This is a genomic window from Microbispora corallina, from assembly GCF_016863035.1.
Classification (GTDB): domain Bacteria; phylum Actinomycetota; class Actinomycetes; order Streptosporangiales; family Streptosporangiaceae; genus Microbispora; species Microbispora corallina.
In genome coordinates this window covers 1-20,385 of the sequence record NZ_BOOC01000009.1, presented here as the reverse complement: position 1 = coordinate 20,385, position 20,385 = coordinate 1, and the positions used below count along the sequence as shown (strand labels likewise).

The 20,385-nt window shown below is 73.6% G+C and carries 17 protein-coding genes and 1 tRNA gene; 8 read left to right on the top strand and 10 right to left on the bottom strand.

Annotation, left to right across the window (positions count from 1 at the left end):
• Positions 1–160: 160 nt before the first annotated feature.
• Together Mco01_RS12350 and Mco01_RS12345 are read left to right on the top strand one after the other, a co-directional pair.
• Positions 161–1,162 (top strand): NADP-dependent oxidoreductase, encoded by a 1,002-nt coding sequence (locus tag Mco01_RS12350; protein ID WP_204057032.1) that lies wholly within the window; start codon positions 161–163, stop codon positions 1,160–1,162.
• Between the two features lie 22 nt (positions 1,163–1,184).
• On the top strand, positions 1,185–1,634 hold the full coding sequence (locus Mco01_RS12345; protein WP_204057031.1) for a MerR family transcriptional regulator: 450 nt from the start codon (positions 1,185–1,187) through the stop codon (positions 1,632–1,634).
• A 202-nt stretch (positions 1,635–1,836) separates the two neighbouring features.
• Here the strand turns inward: Mco01_RS12345 and Mco01_RS12340 are convergent.
• A tRNA-Arg gene (locus Mco01_RS12340) sits at positions 1,837–1,911 on the bottom strand.
• A 128-nt stretch (positions 1,912–2,039) separates the two neighbouring features.
• On the opposite strand from Mco01_RS12340, the gene Mco01_RS12335 reads away from it, so the two are divergent.
• Together Mco01_RS12335 and Mco01_RS12330 are read left to right on the top strand one after the other, a co-directional pair.
• Complete coding sequence (locus Mco01_RS12335) at positions 2,040–2,426, top strand: response regulator transcription factor (protein ID WP_239103556.1); 387 nt, start codon at positions 2,040–2,042, stop codon at positions 2,424–2,426.
• A 493-nt stretch (positions 2,427–2,919) separates the two neighbouring features.
• The gene (locus Mco01_RS12330; protein ID WP_204057030.1) at positions 2,920–3,525 is read left to right on the top strand and encodes a hypothetical protein; all 606 of its coding nucleotides are present in this window, start codon (positions 2,920–2,922) and stop codon (positions 3,523–3,525) included.
• A 51-nt stretch (positions 3,526–3,576) separates the two neighbouring features.
• Here Mco01_RS12330 and Mco01_RS12325 read toward each other — a convergent pair whose 3' ends face one another.
• The gene (locus Mco01_RS12325; protein WP_204057029.1) at positions 3,577–4,983 is read right to left on the bottom strand and encodes a glycoside hydrolase family 16 protein; all 1,407 of its coding nucleotides are present in this window, start codon (positions 4,981–4,983) and stop codon (positions 3,577–3,579) included.
• Positions 4,984–5,499: 516 nt separating this feature from the next.
• Here Mco01_RS12325 and Mco01_RS12320 point away from each other — a divergent pair.
• A complete protein-coding gene (locus Mco01_RS12320) occupies positions 5,500–6,495 on the top strand; it encodes a LacI family DNA-binding transcriptional regulator (protein ID WP_036327689.1) in 996 nt (331 codons plus the stop codon).
• A gap of 36 nt (positions 6,496–6,531) precedes the next feature.
• Here the strand turns inward: Mco01_RS12320 and Mco01_RS12315 are convergent, their stop codons facing one another.
• From Mco01_RS12315 to Mco01_RS12285, 7 genes are all read right to left on the bottom strand, one after another.
• Positions 6,532–7,359 carry a pentapeptide repeat-containing protein gene (locus tag Mco01_RS12315; protein ID WP_239103555.1) on the bottom strand — a complete coding sequence of 276 codons (828 nt, stop codon included), beginning with the start codon at positions 7,357–7,359 and terminating at the stop codon, positions 6,532–6,534.
• A 177-nt stretch (positions 7,360–7,536) separates the two neighbouring features.
• Positions 7,537–8,745 (bottom strand): hypothetical protein, encoded by a 1,209-nt coding sequence (locus tag Mco01_RS12310; RefSeq protein ID WP_204057027.1) that lies wholly within the window; start codon positions 8,743–8,745, stop codon positions 7,537–7,539.
• 3 nt (positions 8,746–8,748) lie between these two features.
• Complete coding sequence (locus Mco01_RS12305) at positions 8,749–9,135, bottom strand: RidA family protein (protein ID WP_204057026.1); 387 nt, start codon at positions 9,133–9,135, stop codon at positions 8,749–8,751.
• Positions 9,136–9,173: 38 nt separating this feature from the next.
• Positions 9,174–10,394 carry an alanine racemase gene (locus Mco01_RS12300; RefSeq protein WP_204057025.1) on the bottom strand — a complete coding sequence of 407 codons (1,221 nt, stop codon included), beginning with the start codon at positions 10,392–10,394 and terminating at the stop codon, positions 9,174–9,176.
• Positions 10,395–10,552: 158 nt separating this feature from the next.
• Positions 10,553–12,097: an N-acyl-D-amino-acid deacylase family protein gene (locus Mco01_RS12295; protein ID WP_204057024.1), complete on the bottom strand. Its 1,545-nt coding sequence runs from the start codon at positions 12,095–12,097 to the stop codon at positions 10,553–10,555.
• Between the two features lie 65 nt (positions 12,098–12,162).
• Positions 12,163–16,347 carry a DUF4153 domain-containing protein gene (locus Mco01_RS12290; RefSeq protein WP_239103554.1) on the bottom strand — a complete coding sequence of 1,395 codons (4,185 nt, stop codon included), beginning with the start codon at positions 16,345–16,347 and terminating at the stop codon, positions 12,163–12,165.
• A 28-nt stretch (positions 16,348–16,375) separates the two neighbouring features.
• The gene (locus Mco01_RS12285) at positions 16,376–17,065 is read right to left on the bottom strand and encodes a response regulator transcription factor (RefSeq protein WP_204057023.1); all 690 of its coding nucleotides are present in this window, start codon (positions 17,063–17,065) and stop codon (positions 16,376–16,378) included.
• A 98-nt stretch (positions 17,066–17,163) separates the two neighbouring features.
• On the opposite strand from Mco01_RS12285, the gene Mco01_RS12280 reads away from it, so the two are divergent.
• Both Mco01_RS12280 and Mco01_RS12275 read left to right on the top strand, forming a co-directional pair.
• Positions 17,164–18,060: an arylamine N-acetyltransferase family protein gene (locus tag Mco01_RS12280; protein WP_239103553.1), complete on the top strand. Its 897-nt coding sequence runs from the start codon at positions 17,164–17,166 to the stop codon at positions 18,058–18,060.
• A 218-nt stretch (positions 18,061–18,278) separates the two neighbouring features.
• Positions 18,279–18,875: a hemerythrin domain-containing protein gene (locus tag Mco01_RS12275; RefSeq protein ID WP_239103552.1), complete on the top strand. Its 597-nt coding sequence runs from the start codon at positions 18,279–18,281 to the stop codon at positions 18,873–18,875.
• 48 nt (positions 18,876–18,923) lie between these two features.
• On the opposite strand, the gene Mco01_RS12270 is transcribed toward Mco01_RS12275, so the two are convergent.
• Positions 18,924–19,850 carry a winged helix-turn-helix transcriptional regulator gene (locus Mco01_RS12270; protein ID WP_204057022.1) on the bottom strand — a complete coding sequence of 309 codons (927 nt, stop codon included), beginning with the start codon at positions 19,848–19,850 and terminating at the stop codon, positions 18,924–18,926.
• 246 nt (positions 19,851–20,096) lie between these two features.
• Between Mco01_RS12270 and Mco01_RS12265 the strand changes: the two genes are divergently transcribed.
• On the top strand, positions 20,097–20,291 hold the full coding sequence (locus tag Mco01_RS12265) for a tail-anchor membrane protein (RefSeq protein ID WP_204057176.1): 195 nt from the start codon (positions 20,097–20,099) through the stop codon (positions 20,289–20,291).
• The last annotated feature ends 94 nt before the right edge of the window (positions 20,292–20,385 follow it).

The window sequence follows — 20,385 nt, the reverse complement described above, 5'->3', positions numbered from 1 at the left end:
CGAGGGCTACGCGCACCATCTGATCACGATCACAAGACGTGACGGCCGCTGACACCGCCACGGCCGGAGAGCTTCGGCCTCCGGCCGGATTCGCCGGGCCCCAGGCACCTCCCGCAGGGCTTGACCTTCACCCGTACGTCAATGTCTACGGTCGACAGCCGTGAACGCACGAGAGATCCGCCTCGCCGCCCGCCCTCATGGCCTCCCCGGCCTCGACGCCTTCCACCTGGTCGAGACCGCGATCCCCGACCCGGCCCCCGGTCAGGTGCTCATCCGCAACCTGTACATGTCACTCGACCCCGGCATGCTCATGCTGATCGGCGCTTATCCGGACATCCCGATCCCCCCGTACGAGGTCGGCGCACCCCTGTACGGGGACGCCGTCGGCGAGGTCATGGCCTCGGGCGAGCCATCCCTCAAGGAGGGCGACGTGGTGTTGCACCGGCACGGCTGGCGCGAGTACGCGCTGGCCGACGCCGCCCAGGTCCGCCAGGTGGACCCGGATGCGTACCCGTCACTCTCGACGTACCTCGGCTTCGGCCTGGTCGCCTACGCCGGGCTGACGGCGGTGGCGGGCCTGCGCCCCGGCGAGACCGTCTTCGTCTCCAGCGCGGCGGGCGCCACCGGCAGCATGGCCGGCCAGATCGCGCGCCTGCTCGGCGCCGGACGCGTCGTCGGCAGCGCGGGCACGCCGGAGAAGGTCGCCCGCCTGACCGGCACGCTCGGCTTCGACGCCGCGTTCGATCACCACGACGGGCCGATCGCGGACCGGCTGCGCGAGGCCGCCCCCGACGGCGTCGACGTCTACTTCGACACGGTGGGCGGCGAGCAGTTGAGAGCCGCGATCGACGTCATGAACGCGCACGGCCGCATCGCCCTCTGCGGCGCCCTGGCCAGGCAGAGCGCCGGAGGATCGCCCGACGCCGGCCCCGGCGACCCGATGCGCCTGATCGGCAAGCGCCTCACCCTGCGGGGCTTCACCATGAACGACCACCTCGACCTCGCCTCCGAGTTCGGACGGCGGCTGCGGCAGTGGCTGGCCGACGGCTCCCTGGTGTACGAGGAGACGGTGGTCGACGGCCTGGAGAACGCCCCTCAGGCGCTCCTCGATCTGGTCCGCGGCACGTACACCGGGAAGGTCGTCGTCCGCCTGACGCGTTGACCACCTTCGGAAAGGGGACGGCATGCTCATCGGCGAACTGGCCAGACTCACCGGCGCCACCACCCGGGCGCTCCGCTTCTACGAGGAGCAGGGACTGCTGACCCCTGAGCGCACGAACGCCGGGTACCGCATGTACGGGCCGGAGTCGCCGCGCCGGGTCCGCAACATCCGCGACCTGCTCGCCTCGGGGTTCACGGTCGAGGACGTACGGTCGTTCCTGCCGTACCTCAACGGGGAGATCCCCCAGGTCCTGGGCTACCACCCACGCTGCGACGGCGACTACGAGGTCGGCGCCCGGCGGATAGCCACGCTCAACGAGCGCATCGCGACGTTGACCCGGTTGCGTGACCAACTCGTCGCCCGCATGCCCTGGCTCGCCGGGCACGAGAACGCCGCCACCGCGTGCCCGGAGGGCGAGGAGCGGTCAGGGCTCGCGGCGGATCGACCGGCGGCCGCCCGTCCGACCTCCTGAAGCGCTACGCCAAGTGCCTCGACGGCCGCCAGGAGCAGAACAACCTCCGCATCGAGGCCGCGTTGACCCCGTGAGATCCGGTCCACAACTGGTCCACGAACAGCGAGCGCCAATGAGAACGGGCGGAACTCCGTGAGACTGGAGACCCGCCCGTTGCCGTGTTGTTCGCCCTGGTCAGCGACTTGATTCGCTGGTCAAGATTTGGTGCCCCCTGTAGGATTCGAACCTACGCACCCGGCTCCGGAGGCCGGTGCTCTATCCCCTGAGCTAAGGGGGCTCAACCGGAGACAAGGTTACCAGCACTTGAAGGGCGCTCGTCACACCGATATGCCGGGTGACCGATCTCTCTCACGCACATCGCCAAAACCGCGCGCCCGGCCCGTCCCACAGGCTAGCTTGGCGGCCGTGAGCGACGTTCTGGGTCGAGTGCTGGTGGTGGATGACGACGAGGTCATCCGGCAGCTCATCGCGGTCAACCTGACCCTTGAGGGGTTCGAGGTGGAGACCGCGTACGACGGGCAGGACTGCCTCGACCGCGTCCACGACGTGGATCCCGACGTGATCACGCTCGACGTCATGATGCCCCGTCTGGACGGCTGGGAGACGGCGACCCGGCTGCGGAACGACCCGAGCACGGGTCACATCAAGGTCGTGCTGATCACCGCGCGGGCCCAGGAGGACGACCGGCGGCGCGCGTTCGGCATCGGGGTGGACGCCTACCTGACCAAGCCCTTCGACCCCGCCGAGCTGATCGAGGTCGTCCGCGACCTCGCCAAGGGCAGCGCCGGCTGAGCCGAGCGGCCCACGAACCGATCGGCCCGCGCCCGGAGGCCGTACGGCTGCTGATCGGGTAGCGCCCCCGCTCGTGCCCACCTCGGCCGCGAGGCCCAGCACCCCATCTCGGCGACTGATCGGCCGCCGACTCCCCCACCGTCGGAGTAGTCGTCCGGCGACCGCCCCTGGACGAGGACTTTACCGATCGGCCGGTGAACGCCGTGCCCGACGGGGTAGGGCGGCCAGGGGATCCCCGGCAGGCCGACCTGCGCGACGCGGCGGCTGACCATCTGAGGATCTACCGGCCGGCCAGGAGTGCCCCTGGCGGCCCCTTGTGGCGGAGCCGCGGAGCCCGCCGTCTCGTCTCTTTCTCATCTCTTCGATCACGTGTGTCCTCGTCCTGACGCCGGCCCGTGCCACCCCGGCCGGGGCCCCGAGTGCGCGACGCGCGCACCCGCTGTCGGCCGCCGCGTGGAGCGGCCGCGTCCGCGGCGAGTGGAGGGAGCATCCGATGAGCGATCCGGACAACCGCCCCCCTGAGCTTCCGCGCGTACGGCGCGGGACACCCCGCCGGTTCCTCCTCGGAGTCGCCGCGGCCCTGCTGGTGGCCGGCGGCGCCGGGGCGGCCACGGCCGCCGCCTCCGCCGGGCACGGACAGCCGGTGGCCGTGGCCGCGGCCCAGCCGTCGCCCGGGCCGAGCGAGCCCGGCGGCACGCCGGGCGAGGGCGGCGGTCAGGGCGGCTACCAGACGTTCACCAGCCAGACCGGGACGGTGTCGGCGGTCAGCGACACCTCGATCACGGTCAGCGGCGACAACGGTCCCGCGCGCACCTACACCGTCGACGACAACACCAGGGTCGTCGCCGGACCGCGCGGCCTGACCGGCGTCAACACCGGCGACTCGGTGTGGGTCGTGGGGACCGCTGAGGGCGGTACGCCGCGCGCGGTGCTCATCGTCGACGTCACGCGGCCGGCGCTGCCAGGCCATGGCGGGGGCGGACCCGGTGGGCCCGGCGGGCAGCCGACCGCTCCGACGGCGCCGCCGCCGGGACCCGAGGGCTCCCCGGTTCCCAGCGGCCCTGAGTCGTCGCCGGAGACCGTGCCGCCCACCGGCTGAGCCTTGCGGGCCGGCCGAGTCGTCCGTACGGCCCGGCCGGCCCGGCGGGGCTCACGTGGTCGAGAACGTGAACCAGTTGACGTTCACGAAGTCGGCCGGCTGGCCGCTGCCGAACGTCAGATAGACGGTGTGCGTGCCCGTGGTGGGCGTGATGTTGGCGGGCACGGTCCGCCAGCTCTGCCAGCCGCCGGTGTTGGCGAGGGCGAAGTCGCCGATCGGGGCGGCCGTGGGGCTGTCGAGGCGGACCTGCACGAGCCCGCTCACCCCGCCCGCCGCCCCCGAGGCCACCCTGGCCTTGAACTGGGTCGCGGCGGTGGAGCCGAAGTTCACCCCGTCGTACCGGAGCCAGTCGCCGTTGGCGATCGCGCCGACGTTCTGGCCGCCGCCGGTGTCACTGGTGGCCTCCACGATGGTGCCGCTCTGGGCCTGGTAGCTCTCGGCCTGGATGGTCGAGCGCGCGTCCACCCCTCCGGGCGGGGGGCTGGACGGCGGCGGGGAGCTCGGGGGCGGGCTGCCGGCCGCGCCGCTCTGCCAGACGGCGACGTAGTCGACCAGCATCGGCCGTCCGGAGACGGTCGCCGAGGTGGGGGTCGAGCCGGCCAGGGCGTTGGGGAAGGCGCCGCCCATGGCCACGTTCAGCAGGAGGAAGTAGCCGGCGTGCGAGGTCATGTTCGCCCAGGTCGTGGCGTCGAGCTGGTTCTGGCTGAGGCTGTGGAACTGCTGGCCGTCCACGTACCAGCGCAGCTGGTTGGGCGTGACGCTGGTGTCCCACTCGAACCGGTAGGTGTGGAAGGCCGACTGGCAGGTCGAGCCGGGACAGGCCCTGTTGGCGCCGAGCCCGGTGGTCTCGTTGCACGGTCCTCCGGGGGTGACGCCGCAGTGGAGCGTGCCCCACACGGCGTTGACGCCGTTCACGTTCTCCATGAAGTCGAGCTCGCCGATTCCGGGCCAGTTCCAGTAGTTGCCACGGTACGGCGAGCCGAGGGCCCAGAACGCCGGCCAGTAGCCCAGAGCGGCGTTGCCCGTCACGTTGGGCATCTGGATGCGGCCCTCGATGCGCAGGACGCGCCCGGCGGCCGGCTTGAAGTCGGCCCTGCGGGTCTCGATGCGGGCGGAGGTCCAGTTCTGCCCGCTGCCGATCGGCGTGATCCGCAGGTTGCCGGAGCCGTCCAGGCTGAGGTTCGCCGGGTCGGCCGTGTAGTTCTGGATCTCGCCGGTGCCCCAGTTGCCCGGGCCGCCGGGGTAGGCGTGGCCGGTGTCGACGATCCAGTTGCCCGACGACGGCGGCGACCCCGCCGAGCCCGTGAAGTCGTCCGCCCAGACGAGCGACCAGCCGGACGGGGTGGCGGGCACGGCGGCGCCGGCCGGCCGTACGGCGACGGCGACGACCGCGACGGCGGCGAGGAGCAGGGCCAGGAGGGGGCGCCGCCATCGGACGCCATGGGGGGTGACGTGCATGGTTACCTCTCTCCTCGGTCTCGTGCGCGCGGCGGTCGGGGATTTCCGGGCAGCCTCGCGGAGGGGACGCCGACGGCGCCTCCCGTGCGCGTGGAGATTCCCGCGGGGGCGCGCCCCTGCCGCAGTGAGGAGCCCGGCCGCCGCGTCGTGGACCGACTTGCCCGACACTGTCTCTCCCGATCACAGTTCGGTCAAGAGTTCCTGTGGATTTTGTGAGAGCGCTTTCTGCGACTAATGCCCTGGTCTGGGGATTCGCCGAGAGCGCTCTCTGAACGGTTCAGGCACGGGACCGGCCGAACCCCGCGCGCGGCGTCCCGGGACGAACGGTGCGATCGCGCAGGTGCGCACGGTCGTGGTTATCTCGTAGGGTCACTGCTGGACAGTGTCGATCGGGCCCACAGGTACCAAGGGGTTCGGCATCGTGAACATCGGCTTCCGCACCCGGCGGCGCATTCCCAAGGAGATCGCCGTGTGGTATCGGGGTGTCATCATGCGCAACGGTCTTCAGGGGGACGAATGAAACGACCCACTCTGGAGGCGGTCGCCGCGCGGGCAGGGGTGTCCCGCGCCACCGTCTCCCGGGTCGTCAACGGACAGCTCACAGTGACGCCGCAGATCCGCGACGCGGTGATGCGGGCGGTCGACGAACTCGGGTACGTGCCCAACTCGGCGGCGCGCAGCCTCGTCACGCAGCGGACGGACTCGATCGCCCTGGTCGTGTCGGAGCCGCCCACCCGGGTCTTCTCCGAGGACCCGATGTTCTCCACGGTCATCCGCTCGGCCAGCCTCGAACTGGAGGCCGCCGACAAGCAGGTCGTGCTGATGCTGGCCGGGTCTCCCACCAGCCACGCGCGGATCGAGCGCTACATCGCGAGCGGTCACGTCGACGGCGTCATGCTGATCTCCATGCACGGCGCCGACCCGCTGCCCGCCGCCATCGCGCGGATGGGCGTCCCCGTCGTCTCGTACGGCAGGCCCGCGGTGCCGGTGCCCCTGCCGTTCGTGGACAACGACAACGTGGGGGGCGCGGAGAAGGCGGTGCGGCACCTGCTCGACCGCGGGCGGCGCCGGATCGCGACGATCGCCGGGCCGCAGGACATGATCGGCGGACAGGACCGGCTGGCCGGGTACCGGAACGCGCTGCGCGAGTCGGACCGGCGGTCGATCGTGGCGGTGGGCGACTTCACCCGCGAGTCGGGCGCGATCGCCATGCGTCACCTGCTGGAGGACGACCCCCAGCTCGACGCGGTGTTCGTCGGCAACGACCTGATGGCCATCGGCGCGCTGCAGACCCTGCGGCAGTCGGGCAGGCGCGTGCCGGACGACGTCGCCGTCGTCGGCTTCGACGACATCGAGGCCGCGCGGTACACCGAGCCTCCGCTGACCACGATCAGGCACCCCATCATCGAGCAGGCGAGCGCGATGGTCCGGCTGCTGCTCGGCATGTTCAAGGGCGGGCCCGCCGCTCCCGTGATCCTGCCCACCGAGCTCGTGATCCGCGAGTCGGCCTGACGCGCACGTCCCGCCCCCCGCGCCTTATTGATGGTGTCACCAATGGGCGGGACGGGTGAGCCCGGGCGGAAGGACCGTGGCCGCGTCGCCCCGGGCGGCGTTGACCTGGGCCTGGGTGAGGAAGAGGCACCCGGTGAGGTCGGCGCCGCGCAGGTCGGCGTTCCTGAGGTCGGCCCCGAGCAGGTCGGCCGAGCGGAGGTCGGCGCCCCGCAGGTCGGCCGCGATGAGGTAGGAACCGCGCAGGTCGGCGCCCCGGAGGTTCGCGCCCCGCAGGCGGGCGCCCATCAGGTCGGCCCCCCTGCGGTCCCTGCCGCGCAGCCCGGCCCGGGCCAGGGCGCTGGCCCGCTGGAGCAGGCCGCCCACCTCCTGGCGCAGCGCCGCGACGTCGGCCGCGGCGACCGCGGCGGCGTCCGACTCGGTGAGCCGCTCGATCTCGTCCCGCCGGCGGCGCAGGTCACCGTGGATCGGGCGTGCGGCGGGCAGCGCGAGCGCCTCGGTCAGGTACCAGAGGATCTCGTGAAGCTGCCGCATGACGCCGAACGCGGCGAACATCGGCCCGGCCGACTCGGGCTCGCGCCGCCAGTCCCGGCCATGGAAGGTGACCTGGGAGACCTTCTGCCCGGCGCCGAAGCAGTCGAAGACGGTGCAGCCGGAGAACCCCCGCTGCCGCAGGTCGGCGTGGATGCCGCAGCGGAAGTCCGCCGAGAGGTTGGGGCAGGGCCGCCCGGCCTCCTTGTCCATCGCGAAGTCGGCCGAGGCCGTGAAGGGCAGTGCCACACAGCACAGCCCGAAGCAGGCGCCGCAGTCGGCCCGCAGGCCGAGCCCGGTCCGGTCCGCCTCCAGGGCGTCGTACGCATGGGACAAGGGAGCCGCTCTCCTCCGGGTGACCTGTGCTCGGCCTTTCATTATCGGCGGCCGCCCGGCGTGCCCCGGCCCTGCCGCCCGGACTCGCCCAGCCCACCGCCCGGCACCCGGACTCCCCCCGCCCACCGCGCGACCACCTGGGGAGCCGGGCGCGGCCGTTCCCCCGTGGGTTCGGGTTCAGGCGAGGGCGGCCGGGATGCGGTTGAGGGCGTCGAAGGGGACCAGGCCGTACGCGAAGAAGTCGGCGGCCTGGGCCCCGGCCGTACGGGCGGCCCTGACTTTGGCGACGAGCCGCTCCTCGGAGTCGGTGTCCGGCGCGCCCGGCCGCAGCACGGCCCGCAGCTCGCGGTTCTTGCCGATCGAGCGCTTGTAGGCCGCCACGTCGTCGGAGACGCGCAGCGGATCGCGGGCGTAGGCCAGTACGGCGAACGACGGGACGAGGTCGCCCAGCGCGACGAGGTCCACCCCGAACTGCCACGCGTCGTGGGCGGCCAGACCGGCTGAGGGCCGCCCGTCAGAGTTGCCCTTGTACGCCCCCGTGGCGTCCACGAACGTCAGCTTCGACCCCTCGGCGGCCACCGCGCCGGAGACCTCGCCGACCAGGGAGGTCACGCTCTCGGACCGCGCCCGCGCGTAGGCCACCACCTCCGGCCCGGCGTACGCCGTCAGCGCCGCCCGCGTCACCTCGCCCTGCGCGGGCGGATCACCGTCGAGCACACCGGCCACGATCCGGGCGCATTCCTCCCGGGCCACGTCGGCGTTGACCCCGAGGTCGGCGGCGCGCGCCATGCAGTGGTGGCAGAAGCACAGCCCGAACAGGAAGACGTCCATCGGGCCGAGGGCCACGTGGCAGCGCTCGTGGTGGTAGCCGTGCCCCAACGCCCCGAAGTGCAGGGACTCCGCGACGACCGAGTCCACCCCCTCCCGGGCGACGGCCCGCGCCAGCGCGACCGCGTACGCCCGCGCGTCGGGGTGGGACGGGCACAGGTCGGCCGGCGAGCCGCGGTCGCCGAAGCAGTTCTGCACGGTCACGTCGAGGTTCGCCAGGCCGAGCGTGGTGTTGTGCAGGAACACGGTCCAGCCGTGCATGCGCAGGCCGCGCTCGGTGCAGGCCCGGCGCAGCTCCGCGAGCGGCCGCTCGCCGGCGCCCGGCTGCACGGGCGGCACCAGCCGCAGCCCGTCGAACAGATCCTCCGGAGGGAGGAAGTGCACGCCGTCCCGGCGCAGGGTCAGCCGGGTCGCCCCGTGCGGGGTCACGTCCCTGGCCTGGTGGCACGACGCCGCCACCGACACGCCTCTCACGCCGTACGCCGATGCGCGGTCCAGGAGCTTGTCCACGCCCTCGCCGCGAAGGTCCTCGACGAAGACGTACAGAGCGCTGTCCATCCGTCAACGACCCTTGTACGCCACGAAGTCGATCTCGACGAGGATGTCCATGAGGTCCGAGCCCACGGTCGTCCGGACCGGGTACGGCGGGGTGAAGTACGACTTGTACGCCTCGTTGTAGGCGGCGAAGTCCTGCTTCAGGTTCTGCAGGTGGACGGTCGCCTTGATCACGTCGTCGAACGTCAGCCCGTGGGCCTCCAGGACGGCCCCCAGGTTGCGCATCGTGCGGTGCGTCTGGGCGGCCACGTCGTCGCCGGTCACCTGGCCCGTCTCCGGGTCGAGCGGGCCCATGCCCGAGGTGTGGAGGAAGTCGCCCACGACGAGCCCCTGGGAGTAGGCCCCGACGGGCGGGGCCCCCGCGGACGTCCTGATCTCCTGCTTGCCACCCATATGTCACCGCTCCTGGAGAAGAGTGCCGATAAACGCGCTCAGAAACACGTGGTGATCAAATCAATCACGACATCGTCGTCGTCGACCACCGGGAGGACCCGCCACTTGTCGAAGGCCGTGCAGGGATGCGAGATGCCGAACGCCACCAGGTCGCCGGGCCGCAGGCCCTCCCCCGTCACGTACGTGTGCTGGTCCTGCACCCGGGTCACGGTCACGCCGTCGAGCGGTTCCCGTCGGTCCTCCCGCCGTACGGCCCGGGGGAAGGGCAGGTCGAGGTCGTACGGCACGTCGCGCTTGCCCATGCCGACCAGCGCGAGGCCGGGCTCCGGCACCGAGATCACCTGGGCCCACACCTCCAGCGCCGGCCGCAGCCCGCCCTCCGGCAGCCGGTTGTACGGGGTGCGCTCCCGGTAGAAGCCCTCGTCGTGGGCGATGTAGGCGCCGCTGCGCAGCAGGACGAGCGCGCCGTGGCCCTCGGGACGGGCGAGGGGGGCCAGCTCCTCCGCCACCAGGTCGAACCATGCGCTGCCCCCTGCCGAGACGACCATCCGGCCCTCGACGTGCGGGGCCACGGCCTCGGCGGCCGCCGCGAGCTCCCGGAGGAAGGCCCGCACACCGCCGGCGTCGGGCTGGGTGCCCTCGTAGCAGGCCACGCCCGCGAGCTCCACGCCCCGGGCCGTCCGGACGGCCTCCACGACCTCCGTCATGCGCTCGCGGCCCCGGCAGCCCGTGCGTCCGCCCGCGTGGCCCAGCTCGACCAGCACGCGGAACGGCGTCTCGCCCGCGGCCTCGTCGAGCGCCCGCACGCCCTCCACGGAATCGGCGAAGCACAGGAACTCGAAGCCGTCCAGCTCGCCGGCCAGCCACCGCAGGGCGCCGGCGTCGAGGATCTCGCTCGCGAGCAGCACCCGGGGGACGCCCAGCGACCGCAGCACCACGACCTGCGCGGCCGTCGCCGCGGTGATCCCCCACGCCCCGGCGTCGAGCTGGGCCTGGAAGAGCTCGGGCGACATGCTCGTCTTGCCGTGGGGCGCGAGGGTCAGGCCGTGCCGGTCGGCGAAGGCCGCGAGCGCGGCCACGTTGTGCTCCAGGGCCGAGCGCCGCACGACCATCAGGGGCCAGGTGAAGGTGCCGTCGAACAGCGAGTGGCCGGCGGCGGCGAACTCCGCGGCGTCGACCGCGGGGCCGGGGTGCAGGATGCCGCGCGTCCGCCAGTCGACCCGGATGCCGGGCAGCTCCAGGCGAGCCGCGAGACCCACGTCGCCCCCTCAATCGTCGCCCGGTACAGACCACCTGGCTGGGATCGTACTGGACTGTCCGGCCGGTCCCCGATGCCCCCCGCACGACCTGCGGGCCCTCGCAGGGCCGGTACGACCGGCTCCCCGCGGCGGTGCGGCCGGCCGTCCCTTGGGCCGTCTCAGCCGGGGGTGAGCGCGCGGCCGGGGGTGGCCCCGGTGAGCCTGCCGTCCCGCAGCACCGGCACCCCCGAGACCAGCACGTCGTCCACGCCCACCGCGACGGATCGGGGGGAGTCGTACGTCGCGGTGTCGGCCACGGCGGCCGGGTCCACGACGATCAGGTCGGCGATCTGGTCCCGCCGCACGAGGCCGCGGTCGAGCAGCCCGAAGCGGCGCGCCGGATGCGAGGCCAGGTGGACCGCGGCCTGCTCCCAGGTGAGGTCGCCCAGCTCCCTGACGTGCCTGCCGAGGTAGCGGGCGAAGGCGCCGAAGCCGCGGGGGTGCGGGTGGCCGCCGACGTAGATGCCGTCGGAGCCGCCCGTGTGCCCCGGGTCGCGCATGATCGCCCGCAGCGACTCCTCCCCGGCCGGTCCCTCGTCGGGGCGGGCCATCACGCACCCCGCCTCGAGGCGGCTCTCCAGCAGAAGCGTCCGGCAGAACTCGGCGGGCTCGACACCGTGCTTGGCCGCCGCCGCGGGCAGCGTCATGCCCTCGGCCCACTCGAACCCGGGGGCGTGCGACAGTGTGATCCGCGGCCAGACGTCGTCGAACGCCTCCCACTCCCCCAGCAGCCGTACGCGCTCGGAGCCGAGCAGCGCGAGGGCACGCCCGGTGTCGGCGGCGGGCACCCACGGCGGCAGCGCGACCATCGCGAGGATGGTGCTGCTGCGCAGGTACGGATAGGTGTCGAAGCTGAGGTCGGCCCCCTGCCCGCGAGCGTCCTCAAGGAGCGGCAGCAGAGTCGCGGCCGGCCCGTGGTAGTGGGACACGTGCACGGACACCCCGGAGCGACGGGCGATGTCCACCACTTCGGCCATCCCCACCGGGGCCGTGAGGCCGTACCCGCGCATGTGGGTCACGTACGGCAGGGCGCCCAGCGGGGCGCAGAGGTGGGCAAGCTCGGCGGCGTCGGCGTACCGGCCGGGGGCGTACTCCAGGCCGGACGACAGCCCGGCGGCGCCCTCGGACAGGCCGCGCTCGACCCGCTCCCGCATCGCGCGCAGCTCGGCCGCGTCGGGCCGGCGGTCGGCCGGGCCCATCACGTCGAACCGGATCGTGCCGTGGGGCAGCAGGTAGACCGTGTTGAGCGCGGTCGACCGGTCGTAGCCGGCCATGAGATCGGCCACGCCCACCGGGCCGTCGAGGTGGGGGTGGGAGCCGTTGACGGCGGCGAAGTAACGCCGGACGTGGTCGAAGGCCGCCGGCGTCGTCGTGGGCGCGAAGGACACCCCGTCCTGTCCGAGCACGAACGTCGTCACGCCCTGCCGCAGCGCGGCACGCTGGATCTCCCGGTCGAAGACGACGGCCTCGCCGTGGGCGTGGCAGTCGACCAGCCCCGGCAGCACCAGCCGTCCCGCGGCCTCGACGACCAGGGCCGCCTCGGCCTCCTTCAGGCGGCCCACCGCCCGGATCCGGCCGCCGCTCACGCCCACGTCGGCCGGGAAGGCGGGCGCGCCGGTCCCGTCGATCACGTGTCCGCCGCGGATCAGGACATCGAACGTCACCTGCCCGATTCAACCAACACCGCCGCCCGCGCTCCACCCCCGGGCCGTCCGCTGTGCGAGACGGGTCAGTCGCCCGGCCCGGGAACACGGGACCACGTGGCGGGACAGGTGGGCGAGCCGAGCAGCGGCCGTTCGGCGAGGACGTCCCTGGCCCGCGCGCGGGCGAGGTTCCAGCCGTTCCAGCCGTCCGGGGCCGAGAGGCCGTCGACCGCGACGATCTCGCGCAGCACGCAGCTGCGGGCGGGTTCCGGCAGCCGGTCCAGGACCGGTACGGCCTCGGCGCCCAGCGCGCCCAGGTAGCCGTGGTCGAGCCGGGCCACGCCCCGCGACACCTGGCTCTCCGCCACCCGCGCGTCCGGGCTCCAGACGGCGAACACGAGCATGGTGACGCCCGTGAGCAGCACGAGCGAGCGGAAGAACCAGGCCGACCCGCCGCCCAGGAGACGGACCGCGCCCACGACGAGGACCAGCACGAAGACGCCGCCCAGCCACCAGATCGCCGCCTCGACGGCGGCCCGCAGCCGGGACAGGCCGTACGCGTCGGTGTAGAGGCCGAGGCGGTGCAGCGCGGAGGCGAGGATGACGAGCGTGAACGCGCACAGCAGCCCGAGCAGGCCGGCCAGCAGCCACCGGTCGCGCCGCCGGTCGAGGCGGAGCAGCATGACGGCCGCCGCCACGATCCCCAACACGAAGACGCTGACCGTGACGAGCTCGAAGAAGCCCGACCTCGCGTACTGGGCGTAGGTCAGCCCCGCCGTCGACAGCACCCGGCGGTTGCCGCCGAACAGCACGCTCACCTGGACGGCCACGAACGACGCGAACAGCAGGTCGAGCCCGGCCAGCGGGATCACCCAGACGCCACGGCCGAGGGGCATCCGCAGGTCGGGCGCCGCGGGCTCGGCCACCGGCTTGAGCGCCACCAGCACGGCCGCGGCGACCAGGACGGCGAACACCCCGAACAGGACGACGCGGAACGGCAGCGTCCCCACCCAGTCGGGGGTCTTGAGGAGCTCCCCGGCGAACGACGAGAACACCGCGTCCGCCGAGCTGAACAGCACCCCGAAGACGCCGAGCAGGACCACCGTGAGCAGGGTGCCGAGCAGCGCGGGCATCATGTTCCGCCGCCGCACCAGCCCCCTGAGCGGTGGGGACAGGAACCACGGCAGCGGCAGGACGGCCAGAAGGACCGACGCCCCTCCTCGCAGGGTCGCCGCCCAGCCTGTCCCGCCACCCGACAGCGCGAGCGCCGCGATCGCGAAGGCCAGCAGCAGCGCCGGGGCGACCAGCCAGTCGGCGTCCCGGAACAGCGCGACCGACACCAGGGCGTACGCCAGGAGGCCCAGGGTCACCGTCCACGGCGTCAGCCTGCTCCGTCCCGCCGGGATCACGGCCGGAAGGACCGCGGCGCCCATCACGACCGCCGTCAGCACCAGCCCGAGCCCCGTCGAGGCGTACGGCAGGGCCACGGCGGCCACCAGTCCCACGGCCGCGGCGACCGGCAGCAGCCACTTCGGCGTCTCCGGCAGCTCGGGCCGGGGGAACAGGGGCGGCGGCACGTACGCCGGCGGCCCCTGGTGGTGCCCGCCGCCCCCCGGCCCGTGAGGCGCATGAGGCCCGTACGGCGGCCCGCCGACTGTCGTCCCGCCGGCTCTCGGCGCCCCGGCAGCCGCATGCGGCGCCGGGTGCGCGGCCGCCGGGCCCTCATGGGCGGACGCCTGAACGGCCGCAGGCGCGGTCGCACGGGCGGACGTGTGAAGGGCCGAGTGGGCGGCTGTCCGCGCTGTCGGGTCCGCGACGGCACGGCCGGCCTGAGCAGGCTTCCCATGGCCGGAGCCGGCTGGCGCCGCGTCGGGGACCAGCTCGTCGTGCGAGGCACCGGTCGAGCCGGCACCGGACGCGGAGTCGGGCCGGGCGGCACCACCCGGAGCGACGCCGCCGTGAGCCCCGCGGGCCGGAGCCGTGGCCGTGCCGCCCTGAGCGGCGTGGGCCGTGGCAGTGCTGCCCTGCGCGGCGCTTCCATCCTCGGCACCGTCTTGTGCGGAGGCGGGGTCGTCGCGGACGGCGGAGCGGACAGAGGAGGAGTCCGGCCGGGCGGAAACGGCGGAGGCGGTCATGGCCCGTGGCCGCCATGCCGCAGACACCTCGGACGCCGCGGACACCGCGGACACCGCGGACACCGCGGATGCCTCGGACGCCGAGTCGGTCATGGTGCCGGGCCGCCGCGCCACTGACATCTGGGACGCGGGGGATACAGCGGTCTGGGCCCAGACCGGCGCTGAGGCCCGGGCGGCACGCGCACCGGACGACGAGCCCAGCGCGGCGCCCCAGACGGCCCCGGCGAAGGGGAACGCCGGCAGCGCGAGGACGACGGCGTCGCCGAGGACGCGGTGGAACACCAGCACCACGAGCACAGCGGCGGCGACTCCGACGATCATGCCGATCGCCGCCCCCAGCGCCGCCCCGCCCGCCGAACGTCTCCGCATTCGCACATCGCCGTACTCCCCCGTGACGCCCGGGTCCTCCGTTTCGCCTCGTGAGGGCGCGGGTCGCCAGAGCTCGCGGTCGTCACCCGGCACATGGCGGGACACGTCGGGAAACCCGGCGGAGGGCCCGGTGGGGGGCCCGGTGGGGGACCCGGCGTGCGGCCGGGCATCCCGGGCATCCCGCGCCAGGATGGACAGGGCGTCGAGCGCCCGCATGATGCCCTCAGGGACGTCCTCGGCATCCGGATCCCGATCACCCCGCCCGTCCTCCGAGGACGACCCGGCGGGCCACCCGTCTACGGCCGTCACGTCACCGGTCCCGTGCTCCTGGCCACGCTCAGCCAATTCCGCGCCCGGACCGCCCGCGTCGTCGGCCGACGTCCCCTCGGCACCCGCGGGCCGCCCGAGCGATGTGCCCAAACCATCCGCGGACCCCTCCTCGGGACGCGACTCCTCCCGCTCGCGCCAGATGGGCCCGCCGTCCGGACCTCCGGCGGACGCTTCCCGCCCGCGCGACCCAGGAGGCCCAGGAGGCCCGGAAGGCCCGGAAGCCCCGGCGTCCGGCCCCTCGCCGATCGCGCCGTCCCCGGTTGCTGTCCCGGATGCCAGCCCGCATGCCATGCCGGGGGGCGTCCCTGGGGACGTCCCGCCCATCGCGTCTCCGTGTGATCCGCCGTCCACCCGCTCGCGGCCCTCCGCTCCTTCGCCCGTCCCGTCCTCGTAGGCCGCCGACTGGCTCACCAGCGACGCGGCGGGGAGGCTGACGACCATCCGGCATCCGGTCCCCGTGCGGCCGTCCTCTCGCCGTACGGGAGCGGAGGACTTGTCGGCCACCCGGATCGAACCGCCGTGCAGCTCGACGATCTCCTTGGCGATGGCGAGGCCGAGCCCGGCTCCGCCCGCGTCGGCGGCCCGGCCGGCGTCCAGGCGGGAGAAGCGCTCGAAGATGCGGGTCCGCTCGTCGGGCGGGATGCCCGGGCCGCTGTCGGTGACGCTGATCTCCACCGCCGTCGCCGTCGTGCGGGTCTCCAGCCGCACGGTCCCCCCGGCCGGGCTGTGCCGTACGGCGTTGTCGAGCAGGTTGGCGAGGACCTGCGCGAGGAGGGCGGGATCGGCGTAGAGCGCCATGTCGGGCACCCGGCTCACCACCGTCACGTCGTCGCGTCCGAGCGCCGCCTCGGAGGCGGCCTGGCGGCACAGGACGGCGAGGTCGAGCTCCTCCGGCTCGATCAGCCGCGCGCCGGAGTCGAGCCGCGACAGGTCGAGCAGCTGGGCGACGAGCCGTCCGAGCCGCTGCGTCTGGGCGAGCGCGGTGCCAAGCGTGTCGAGGTCGGGAGGCGAGACGCCGTCCACGACGTTCTCCAGGACGGCCTGGAGGCCGGTGATCGGGGTCCGCAGCTCGTGGCTGACGTTGGCCACCAGCTCCCGGCGCTGGCGGTCCACCTCGGCGAGGTCGGCCGCCATCGCGTTGAAGGCCCGGGCCAGCTCGCCCACCTCGTCTCTCGACGTCGCCGTCACGCGCAGGCCGTAGCGGCCCTTGGCGATCGTCTGCGCGGCGGCGGCCATCTCGCGCAGCGGCCGCGTCATGCCCCAGGCGAGCAGCTGCACCATGATGAGCGCGAGCAGGGCGGCCACGGCGATCCGCGTGTCGCGGGACCATCCGGCGTTGATGCCGACCTCGTTGACCACGAACGCCGTCACCACGGCGAGCACGATCACGATGCCGAGCTTGACCTTGATCCGGCCGAGGAAATCGAGCGGTCTCATCGCCTGCCTCCCGCAGATGAGCCGGCGGTCACGGCCGGACGAGCGCGTAGCCGACGCCGTGGACGGTGCGCACGACCTCGGGACCCAGCTTCCGGCGCAGGGCGCGGACGTGGCTGTCGACCGTCCGGGTCGCGGCGGCCTCGGAGAATCCCCAGATGTCGGACAGCAGCCGTTCCCGCTCGAACACCTGGCCGGGGCGCTCGGCCAGCCTCCGCAGCAGGTCGAACTCGGTCCGCGTGAGCTGCGCCTCGACCCCTCGCACGAACACGCGGCGCTCCGCCGTGTTGATCTCGACCTCGCCGACGCGGATCACGGTGTCCTCGTGGGCCAGCAGGCTCGCGCGCTCCACCCGGCGCAGCAGGGCGTGGATGCGCGCGACGAGCTCGCGCATGCTGAACGGCTTGGTGATGTAGTCGTCGGCCCCCACGCCCAGGCCGACGAGCACGTCGGTCTCCTCGCCGAGCGCGGTCAGCATGAGCACCGGGACGGGACGGGCGGCCTGCATCCTGCGGCAGACCTCGAGCCCGTCGAGCCCGGGCAGCAGGCGGTCGAGCACGACCACGTCGGGCTCGGCCTTCGCATAGGCCGCGAGCGCCTCCTCTCCGTCGCTCGCGACCCGTACGTCGAAGCCCTCGGCCGCCAGCCGGAGCCGTACGGCGTTGGCGATCGTCTCGTCGTCCTCCACCACGAGGACCCGCCGCTGCTGGGGGGTTGCCATGCAGGGAAGCGTAGGACCCCTCTGTGCAGACCCGCCCGGCCGATTCGTGCAGATCTCGTGCACCGGGATTTGTCGGCGGGACGGGCTACGGTGACGGGGTGAGCGGGCTTCGGGTGGACGACTACCTGCGGAGGCTGGGCCTGAGGGACGGCGGGCACCCCAGTGTGGAGGGGCTGTTCCGGCTCCATGCGGCCCATGTCGAGCGCGTGCCGTACGAGAACCTGGAGATCTGGCTGGGCCGCCCGACGACGATCGACCCTGCCGACTCCTGGCGCCGGATCATGCGCGGACGCGGAGGCTACTGCTGTCACCTGAACGGGGCGTTCTCCCTGCTGCTGGGCAGGCTGGGCTACCGGGTGACGCGGCACTTCGCGGGAGTGCAGGGCACACCCGACGCGCCCGCCGGGGCGACCGGCAACCACCTCGCGCTGACCGTGCGCGGCCTGCCGTCGCAGGACAATCCGGACGGCGTGTGGTTCGTGGACACCGGGCTCGGCGACGGGATCCACGAGCCTCTGCCGCTCGTGGCGGGCGCCTACGAGCAGGGCCCGTTCCGCTACCGCCTGCGCCCCTCGGAGTCCGAGCCTGGCGGCTGGCGGTTCGACCACGATCCCCGCGGCAGCTTCACCGGGATGGACTTCCGCCCCGGGCCGTCGGAGATGGCCGCGTTCCAGGCCACGCACGAACACCTGTCCACCTCCCCCGACTCGGGGTTCGTCCGGGTGCTGGCCGTCCAGCGGCGCGACGCGGCCGGCGTCGACCTGCTGACCGGCCTCGTCCTGAAGCGCGTCGGGTCCGTTCCGCCGGCGTCCTCCCCCGGCCCCGTCAGTGAGGACTCGACGACGCTGGAACGGCAGGAGGACTACTTCGCCGCGCTGGCGGACGTGTTCGGGCTCACGCTCGACGACGTCCCGCCGCCGGAGCGCGCGGGGCTGTGGGAGCGCCTGGCGGCCGCCCATGAGCGCTGGCTGGCCGAGCGGCCGGCCACCGCCTGACCAACCGTCCCTCGCCCTCGCCGCCGGCCACCGCCTCATCGTCTCCCGCCCTCGCCGCGGCCACCGCCTGACCGTCTCCCGCCTCGCCACTCCCGCAGGCCTGTTACGGACAGGCGTTCGCCAACGGCCGTCGAGTCATGTAACCGACGAAACCGCAGGTCGATGGTTTCCCTGCCGGGTTCCGGGTAGCCCGAATATGACCCAGTAGGAGGCGAACAATGGACCGTAAGACGACTCCGGAAGTCATGCAGGAGAACGACGTCATCGATCTCCTCGTGCGGCAGCACACGCTCATCAGGGATCTGTTCGACGAGGTCGCCCGCTGCGAGGGCGACGAACGGAGGGAGGCCTTCAGCCGGCTGGTCCGTCTGCTGGCCGTGCACGAGACGGCCGAGGAGGAGATCGTCCACCCGTACGCCCGGCGCAAGCTGGTCGGCGGCGACACGATCGTCGACAACCGCCTGCAGGAGGAGGAGGAAGCGAAGGAGATGCTCAGCCGGCTCGACGACATGGACGCGGCCTCGCCCGAGTTCATGCGGGAGCTCGACCGGCTGAGGGCGGCCGTCTTCGCGCACGCCGCCGCCGAGGAGCGCTACGAGTTCTCCGAGCTCAAGGCGGCGACGAGCGAGGGCGAGCGGCGTGCCATGGCCGTGGGCGTGAAGGCCGCCGAGGCGATGGCCCCCACGCACCCGCACCCCGGCACCGAGTCGGCCACCAAGAACCTCCTGATCGGCACGCCCATCGCGATGATGGACCGGGCACGTGACGTGATCCGCAAGGCCATGGGCAAGCACGAGTCGGGCGAGGGAAGCTGAGGCCGTCCGCACGGGAGCGGGACGGCTGACCGGCGGGAAGGCGGCTGATCACGGGGGGTGGCCCGCCCCGTAGTGGATCTCCTTCCGCCGCAGCGGCCCGGCGCAGGCCGGGCACGACAACACGGGGACGAGCGCGGCGCCGCAGGGCCGGTGGACGATGGCCGGCCCGGAGCCCGGCGGCGCCGCGATCTCCCGCCGGGCCCAGTCCACCAGGAACGCGAAGACCGGGAAGAACCCGAGGCCCTTGTCCGTGAGCCGGTAGTCCCCGCCCGCGGCGGTGAAGACGTCCTGTTCTGCGAACCGCCGCAGCCGGTCGGCCAGGACGGACGGCGCGACGCCGAGCCGGGTCTGGAAGTCCACGAACCGCCGCGTCCCCAGGAAGGCGGCGGCCAGCACGTTGGTGCTCCAGCGGTCGCCGAGGATCTCCATGGAGGCGGGCAGGTAGCCGAACGCGTCGGCCCCCGCATCCGCCCGCACCGTACGGCGGTGCCGCCGGGGCGGCCCGGCGCCGGCGAAGGCGGCGGCGGGGAGGGTCTCGGTGTCCCGCGCGGCGACCGCCCGGCCGCAGGTCCCGCAGGACAGGTACGGAAGGCCGGGCCGCCCGCACACGTCGTGGACCAGCGGCGGCAGGGCACGTCCGCTCCACCGCGCCTCCCACGTGTAGATCGCGACGAGCAGCGGCCACAGGGCGAGGCCGCTCCCGGTGAGGCGGTACTCGTGGCGCGTCCGCCCGTCCCGGACGGGCACGTGGGTGAGGATCCCGGTGCGGACGAGCTCCTTGAGCCGGGCCGCCAGCACGGACTCGGAGATCGACAGCGCGTCCCGGAACCCGGCGTACGTGCGGACGCGCAGGACGAACGCGCGGTGGAGGATCAGCAGCACCCACCGGTCGCCGAGGATCGCCAGGGCCTGCCCGACCGCCGTGGGCCCTTCCGGGCCTTCCGGGCCTTCCGGGCCTTCCGGGTCCCCGTCCACCTCTCGGCCCCTCTCCCCGTGTCCCCGCCGCGGCTCCCCGGAGCCCGCCCGTCGCGCCGGGCGCGCGCACCTGTCCAGGGTAGGCCCCGGCCCTTCCCCTGGCGGAGACGGAGACGGAACTCGGCGGCGCCCTCCGCACGTTGTCCAGGCAGGCGACGCATGATTGAGATGTATCGCGTGAAAGGGTCACGCGGACGCGTCGCACGGCCCCCGGTTCGCGGGAGCTCCGACACGAAAGGCCCGACGATGTCGCCACTCGGCAAGTACTACGTAGGCGCGGCGATTGTGGCGGTGATCGCCGTCATCCTCCCGCTTCCGTCGATCCTGACCTGGCTGATCGTGCTCGGCGTGCTGGGCGCGCCGGTGGTCGCCTACTTCATGCTGGACGAGTCGCAGCGGGCGCGGCTGCGCCGGATCCGCCGCCGCCAGATCGGCGGCTGACGACCGCCGCGTTCCGGCCGAGGACGACCGCCGCGTTCCGGCCGAGGACGACCGCCGCGTTCCGGCCGAGGACGACCGCCGCGTTCCGGCCGAG